Origin of the sequence: Bacillus sp. AFS002410 (genome assembly GCF_002556365.1) — a bacterium.
Taxonomy (GTDB): Bacteria; Bacillota; Bacilli; order Bacillales; family Bacillaceae_G; genus Gottfriedia.
The window spans coordinates 1-6,555 of the sequence record NZ_NUEU01000114.1 but is presented as its reverse complement, the minus strand read 5'-3'; the positions used below and the strand labels follow the sequence as shown (position 1 = coordinate 6,555).

Below are 6,555 nucleotides of genomic sequence, written 5' to 3'. Positions count from 1 at the left end.
AATCCTTAGGAATTTCTACGTATTTCAATTCGTTTTGGTCTTTCGGGCATATTCCTATTACCTTATTAAAAAACTTCTCTATGAGCCTTTTAAACACTTTTAGCTTCCTTACGTCTTTTGGTTGCTTCTTCAAGTGTTTCCCAGCCAAATTTTTTTGTGTAAGTAAGAAGCTTGATTGTGTAATCTGGATATTTGTACTCAAAAAGTTTTTGTTTAATCTTAAAGGCTTCTAGAACCATCCCTTTTATGTCGATTACGTCTACTGTTCCATCTAAGTGAGTCACTTCAAAGTCTGCTATATAGTTAATTGCATGCCATTTCTTACCGTTCTTTTCGAATTTAGACTGCAATTCATACTTTGGTTGAATGATGAATGAAAGGATCTTACACTTTTCTTGTAACTGCTTAAGGTGTAAATAATAATCACCTTCAATTTTTGAAGCGAACTTAATGTTATCGATAACAACTTTCTTTGCACCGTACTTACTCATAGTTTCAAATTCCTTACAACATCTTGAAGAGCAGCCATATTTAAAATTTCATAGCGTGTACCCTTGGTTCCTAAACTACGAGTCTTAAGAATTCCCACTATCTCTAATTTTCTAAGTGCAGCTACAGTTATTGAATTTGTAGCTGACAAAGTTTTAATGCAAATTTTGCCTTTTTCTTCACCCTTTATAGTGTTGAAAAATTCTCTTACTGCAAATCCTTCCGAACGTGATAAGCAATTTGCTACAATTTCAGTACTTGTACAAATGATCATTGAAATTCCCCCTTCTTAACCCAATCCAATTTTTCTCGGTTTAATCCTGCCTTTTATCTCTTGGTCCATAATGAGTAAAGCTAATTCTGCCTGAGGTCTTTGGAAATGTTTTGCCAATTCCCAAATACTTGTATCTTCTTTCCAAAGTCTCACAAATTCTTTTACCTCTGATTCATCCCAAGTAAAATCTAGTTCTTCCAGGACGATAACCACTTTTTTACGCTTTTTTGTTGTATCTTTTGGCATTGTAGGACTCCATCCCCTTTCTAAGCACCTTCATATTGTCCGGATCTATAACCTCATCGCAGTTTTTACAACCTCTAAGCAAACGATGTTTAATAATCTTTAATTTAAAAGAACCATGTCCACAATTTGTGCAGATACCAGGACGAACAACTTCTTGTTCATCCTGTTCCACATCATTTTTATGAAATAATTCATTCCAACCTTTCTTTTTCATGAATTCCTCCGAAAAATTAGGTATATTTTAATTTTTATTGGTATATAATTAATCCAAGCTTGTCGAAAGGGTACTCAGAGGACCTCCTGATTCTGCTCCTGATTGATTGCCTCTTTCAGGAGCACCCTTTTTTGTGAAACATCGCATATACAGCTTCGAATCTTTTATAAAACTCTTTCGTTGCTTCTTTCTTCGCTAAGCATTCACTACACGAACATGCTTGAAATTGAATTACTCCAGGATAAACCTCGATTACTTTTGAACATTCCTCGTTAGCTTCCAAAACGATAATCATTCCCTTCGCAAGCTAGTAAAAATTCTTTACTCATCCCTATTAATCTACTTCCAGTTGCAAACCCGATTTTATTACGTAAAGTATTCTCGTCTTCATTACTAGAAAAAATGATAGGTTTTTTAGCTTTATACCGTTCATTAATGATTTGGTAGTAGATCGCTTCTTTCGCTTCAGTAGTCTTGCTCTTTCCGATATCGTCCCAAACTAAGAAATCTACATTAATTGCTTTGTGCATCAATTTATTGAAAGATTCCCCTTGATCGTTCTGCATCTTTGATTTCGTTAAATCGTCCATAAAGACAACATCACTAACCATCCAAACAGTAAAGCCTTTATTCATAAGCCATTTAGCTTGCGCAGCTTGTAGATGCGTTTTCCCTAATCCATAGGAATTATGTTTCTTTAATACTTCTGCTTTTTGTTGAGTAGGTAATTCTTTAATTAATTGTTCTCCATAGGTTGCAATAAATCCGAAACTACCTAATTTTTGTATAGCTGCATCTTTTTGCGGTCGAGTCTCAATAGGTACATCTTTAAGACCTTTTAAATACTCACTTGCAGTTTCATACATTTTGTTTTGAATTGGATTATTTTTAACGTAATTACTAAACTTACACTCTATAAATTCATCTGGAATCGATGAGCTGACGATACGATTATTTAATTTTTGTTTTTCAGCACAATTGCACTCTTTTGCATATTCATAGAATTGTTCATTGATTTTTTTTACATATAAAATCCAACCAGTATCGTTACATTCAGGACATTTATCGCTTGATGAATGGGAGTCTGTTCTCTTCGATGAATCGCTCTTGTTCTTCGATTGTTGATAAGCCTGTTGAGTTCGGTCTAGAATTGTTTGAAGATCTTCCATTTGATTGCTCCTTTCGTTTTTTGAAAGAAATATCATCAGCAAGTACAGCATCCATCGAATTAATATTTCTTTGTTTCCAAGTAACTAATATCTTCACTGCATATGCCCATTGTTTATTTTGGGATAATGCCCTTTTCATTGATTCGGTAACAAGTTCATCTCCTGCATCTTCACACCATTTAATAATGTCTTCAGCTATAAAAGGATTTAAAACACCAAAGTTATTTTCATAAAAGTGAATTGGATTATTAACAGTATCAGAAGATAATTCAATTTCGTTCTTCTTATTATTCTGTTCTTCTTCTTTTATTTTTCTCTTATTCTTATATTCTTCTTCTTCTTCTTCTTCTTCTTCTTCCCCATAGTCTATGGATAGGGTATCGATACTGTATCCATACTGTATCGATAGAGTAGAAAACATCTTAATAAATGGTTTATGTTTAATCTCATTTAATTCTTTTAAAATACAAGCCTTCACTTTGGGGCTGTTGAGTTTATTGAACTTTATCCAGTTAATTAGCATGATTTCTCTTGTACTTTCGTTATACAAAATCTTTCCGTAATCAATAAATCTTTGAAGTAATTTGTCTACTGTCTCTCGATTGTATCCAGTGTCCATTTCAATGACTCTTTTAGGGAGTTCATATATACCGCATTGAGCTGTTTTTGAGTTTGTCATTAAGTAGATATAAAAATATTTTTCTTCTGGAGTTAGTTCTAATACAAATCCATCTTGCCAAAACGAAGTTTGCACTTGCCTGAATAAAGCCAATTTAGCTCACCTCTTGTTGATTTATTGAGCTAGAGACTCATAAGAGCCCCTAGCCATTTGATTAAGCAATTACTACAATACGTCCAGCTTCAATCTCTTCCTTTAACTGATCTGCTAAGTATGTTTGAATGTTCTTCATCGCTTCTAACTTCCAAGCTCCACCATCAGCTTCATACAGTGCTGCTTGTGGACCATTCTTCATTCGAAAGATAAAATTACTTGTTGGTTGCTCTACTTCAACAAAAGTACGATATGGAGCTAATTGAACCGGATTAGGTACTTTAACTTGTGATACAGTAGCAACTCCTGTCTTAGCTACTACTGATTGACTTACACCATCATCACCGATTGTATTTACAGCTTCTTCTTTGATATTCCCAACGACTTTTAACATGATGTCACGATCATTATTTTGAACGAATGCAGATTGTAATTTGATATTAAAATCTTCCGTATCATGGAAACGGTCAAATGTGAATTGCGGTAACATTGCTACTGCATTAATGAATTCTTTTCGATTGAAATCATTATTAAATGAGCTGAATGCTTGAACTTTTACCGGATTAATAACTTGGACCATAACCTTCTCATCACCATCGAAATGTGATTTTAAGTATTCAACTAGTCCAGATAACGAACGTACTTCTAATTCAGCTGGTGTTGGTTCTTTCGCAAGGTACATTTGTTGAGTTGAATATGATTGGCCATTAATATTTTCCAAACGAGTATTTCCTAAACTAACAATGTATTGGATCGCTTCTTTAATCATTTTTCATTCTCCATTCTATTTTTGAGTTTTTTTATTATTTAAAGCTGACGATTTTATTTCCAACATCGTCTAGAATCTCACCGTTGTCATCTACAAACATTTGCCCTTTAACGCCTGATTTTAGCTCTGCACCTGTAACCTGACCATTACCGTCATAATCCATAACGATTTTCGTTTCAACTGGTTTTGCTGCAGCAAGTGTCGTTTTTGCTTCAATGCTTACTTGAGCGATATCACGTTGTTCATCTGCTTTTAAAGTAACTGTAATTGTTAATTTTCTAGCTTTTTTAGCATCAGTGTTTGGATCTGCGATGTTACCTAGTACTTTCAATAATTCCTGGTTAAAACGTTCTGCTACTGCTCCATCTGCGAATGACTGTAAATCGATAATCTGTGACATAATAACTCTCCCTTTTCATTTATATTTTTAAATATTAAAACTCGTCTAAATCATCAAATGTAATTTCTTCAGGTTCTGCAGTTTTCTTTTTCCCCTCTAAATCCATTAATCTTGATAGACCAACTACTTGCTGTAACGTTAGTTCTTTAGGTGTTTTATTAAAATTAGCTTTGATGATGTCCTTAAGGGTGTCTTCGCTTAAACCATACATTTTTTGTTTTCTCTTGATTTCACTCCAGCGTGATTTCATTTCATCCTCTGGATCAATTACTTCACCTTCACCGATATGAATCTGATTAGGAGTAATTTCCTTACGATAACCAGATGTAGCTTCTTCAACTGGGCTTGAACTGATTTGTTCGTCTTCAGCAATTTCGATACCATATTGAAGCTTTGCAGCACGTTTCATTATGTGTTTCTTAAACATGTCGTTAAAATAGTTGGTCCACATATTTTTGTTATTACCTTTGGTCATGTGCTCAACTTCATTTACTTCCATGATTGTTACAACATCTGTAAAACCTTCTTTTTTGGCTACTGCATATCCGCCAATCACTTTTCCTCTTGGGAACCCAACTGAATGAGTAATTTCTTTTGATGCTGGATTGTATTTGAAATCATCATTCTCATGAACTAACTCAACATCTACACCTCTGAACCCTTGTTGTTTACGAGCTAATGCAAGTACACCTTCAACTGCTACTTGAATGCTCATTTTCCCACCGTATACAATGCAGTAAATCTGATTTAAGAAAGGATTAAGACCTGAATTGACACATGTTTGAACGAATAGAGCGAATTGTTCATTTGAAGTACCAACCGCGATTGTGTGCTTTAATGTATCCAGCTCGGTTTGTGTAAAAGTACCTACTACTGCTTGTGTGCTTGAAACTGCTACTTGATTAGTCATTTACAACTTCCTCCTCTAATTGAATTGTTTTTATATTAAAATCTGTATCTACTACTCTTGCTACAATTAGCTGACCAGTAGGTTTTGAGAATGTAAGGATTGATTCAGCGTTATCAACAAAGCAAGGTGCTATCAATTCAGATTGCTTTGAGAGAACTTCACTAAGTTCTAAACCACATTTAATACGTTCTGCAGTTGATAATTTACTAAAAGGTCTGCCATACATTTCGATTTCAAAAGTCGCTCTCTCTTCACCGTTTTTCAATTGCTCAAACAATTTAACTGAGATGTTCGTAAATAATGAATCAATCTTTTTAACCATCAATTCAGAACGTTTAGTTCTAAATTCTTTGATTGCATCGATGATTGCTAATGACTTATTACGTTTGTTGCGAATTTCTTCTTTATTAGTTTCAGCATCAATTAATTCTGTTTTTAATCGTTCCACCTGGTTAACCTGATTTAATTGAGTTCTGATTTGAATGATTTCATTGTTGATTTGCTCTAATAAGTCCTGGTCAATTGGAATTTGTTTTGTATCTTCCAGTGCTTCTAGTTGAGCTTTTAATTGGCCGTTTTGTGAAGATAATTCTTTAGCGTATGAAAGTTCTTTTTCGAATGTAGTTTGTTTATTAAAACTTGCTTTTTCTAAGGAATCTCCTGTTAGCGTTTGACCGCATGTTGAGCAATTCATTTCGTGTTTCTCAGCTTTCATAGAATCCAATATTGCTCTTTGTTTTTTTAATTGTGGATATAACGCGTCTATCTTCGTTCTAATTGTGGATATCTTGTTATTAACTTGTTGATTTTGAGATTGTAATTTATTTATTTCAGCTTTTTGAGCTTCTAATTGCTGCAAAGTGTTTTCGTTTACTCGATCTAAGTTATCGAACTTGAATTTTTCTAATTGCTCACGTAAAGTAACAACTCTTTCTCCAGCACGTTCCGAAGACTTGTCCAATTTGTTGTATTGATCACGATGTACTTTTTCTAAATCATCTAAGTTATGTTTTTTTAATTCCGGTTCTAATGTGTTTAATGACATTTCATGAAGCTCTGTAAATACTTCTTTGTTTAATGGTTCAGGAACATACTGCAGCAATTGCTTTCTTTGGTCCTGCCAATTTTGGCTAGAAAAATACGTTGGATTGAAAATTGATAAGAACAAGTCTTTATCAAATAACTCACTTACAAGTTCATTAAACTTAGTAGCCTTTTCAGGTACTTCATTGATAAAGTACTTAGCTGTCTTCTTTTGGGATTTAGCTAATTGAAATTCTTTTCCGTCTACATTTAGAACTAGTAAAACTGT

11 protein-coding genes are annotated in these 6,555 nt (G+C 33.9%); all 11 read right to left on the bottom strand.

Translation table 11 applies throughout. The features are described from left to right. Positions 1–89 precede the first annotated feature (89 nt). Entirely contained in the window at positions 90–491 is a 402-nt protein-coding gene (locus tag CN692_RS25500; protein WP_098121913.1) for a DUF1064 domain-containing protein, read from the bottom strand. Next, positions 488–763 carry a hypothetical protein gene (locus tag CN692_RS25495; protein WP_098121912.1) on the bottom strand — a complete coding sequence of 92 codons (276 nt, stop codon included), beginning with the start codon at positions 761–763 and terminating at the stop codon, positions 488–490. The genes CN692_RS25500 and CN692_RS25495 overlap by 4 nt, the downstream gene beginning before the upstream one ends. Before the next feature lie 15 nt (positions 764–778). Continuing rightward, positions 779–1,009, bottom strand: a complete 231-nt coding sequence (locus CN692_RS25490) for a helix-turn-helix domain containing protein (RefSeq protein ID WP_098121911.1) — start codon at positions 1,007–1,009, stop codon at positions 779–781. Next, positions 981–1,223 (bottom strand): hypothetical protein, encoded by a 243-nt coding sequence (locus CN692_RS25485; RefSeq protein ID WP_098121910.1) that lies wholly within the window; start codon positions 1,221–1,223, stop codon positions 981–983. The genes CN692_RS25490 and CN692_RS25485 overlap by 29 nt, the downstream gene beginning before the upstream one ends. 115 nt (positions 1,224–1,338) lie before the next feature. Further along, on the bottom strand, positions 1,339–1,518 hold the full coding sequence (locus CN692_RS25935; protein ID WP_142317581.1) for a hypothetical protein: 180 nt from the start codon (positions 1,516–1,518) through the stop codon (positions 1,339–1,341). Continuing rightward, entirely contained in the window at positions 1,496–2,392 is an 897-nt protein-coding gene (locus CN692_RS25480) for a DnaA ATPase domain-containing protein (RefSeq protein WP_098121909.1), read from the bottom strand. Before CN692_RS25480 ends, CN692_RS25935 begins: the two co-directional genes overlap by 23 nt. Next, a complete protein-coding gene (locus CN692_RS25475) occupies positions 2,286–3,164 on the bottom strand; it encodes a DnaD domain-containing protein (RefSeq protein WP_098121908.1) in 879 nt (292 codons plus the stop codon). The genes CN692_RS25480 and CN692_RS25475 overlap by 107 nt, the downstream gene beginning before the upstream one ends. A 61-nt stretch (positions 3,165–3,225) precedes the next feature. Beyond that, a complete protein-coding gene (locus tag CN692_RS25470; protein WP_098121907.1) occupies positions 3,226–3,933 on the bottom strand; it encodes a hypothetical protein in 708 nt (235 codons plus the stop codon). Between the two features lie 34 nt (positions 3,934–3,967). Beyond that, a complete protein-coding gene (locus CN692_RS25465; RefSeq protein ID WP_098121906.1) occupies positions 3,968–4,333 on the bottom strand; it encodes a replication terminator protein in 366 nt (121 codons plus the stop codon). Between the two features lie 34 nt (positions 4,334–4,367). Next, positions 4,368–5,243 (bottom strand): RecT family recombinase, encoded by an 876-nt coding sequence (locus tag CN692_RS25460; protein WP_098121905.1) that lies wholly within the window; start codon positions 5,241–5,243, stop codon positions 4,368–4,370. Further along, positions 5,236–6,555: hypothetical protein (locus CN692_RS26440; protein ID WP_098121904.1), on the bottom strand; the 1,320-nt coding region annotated here is incomplete at its 5' end. The genes CN692_RS25460 and CN692_RS26440, both read right to left, overlap by 8 nt.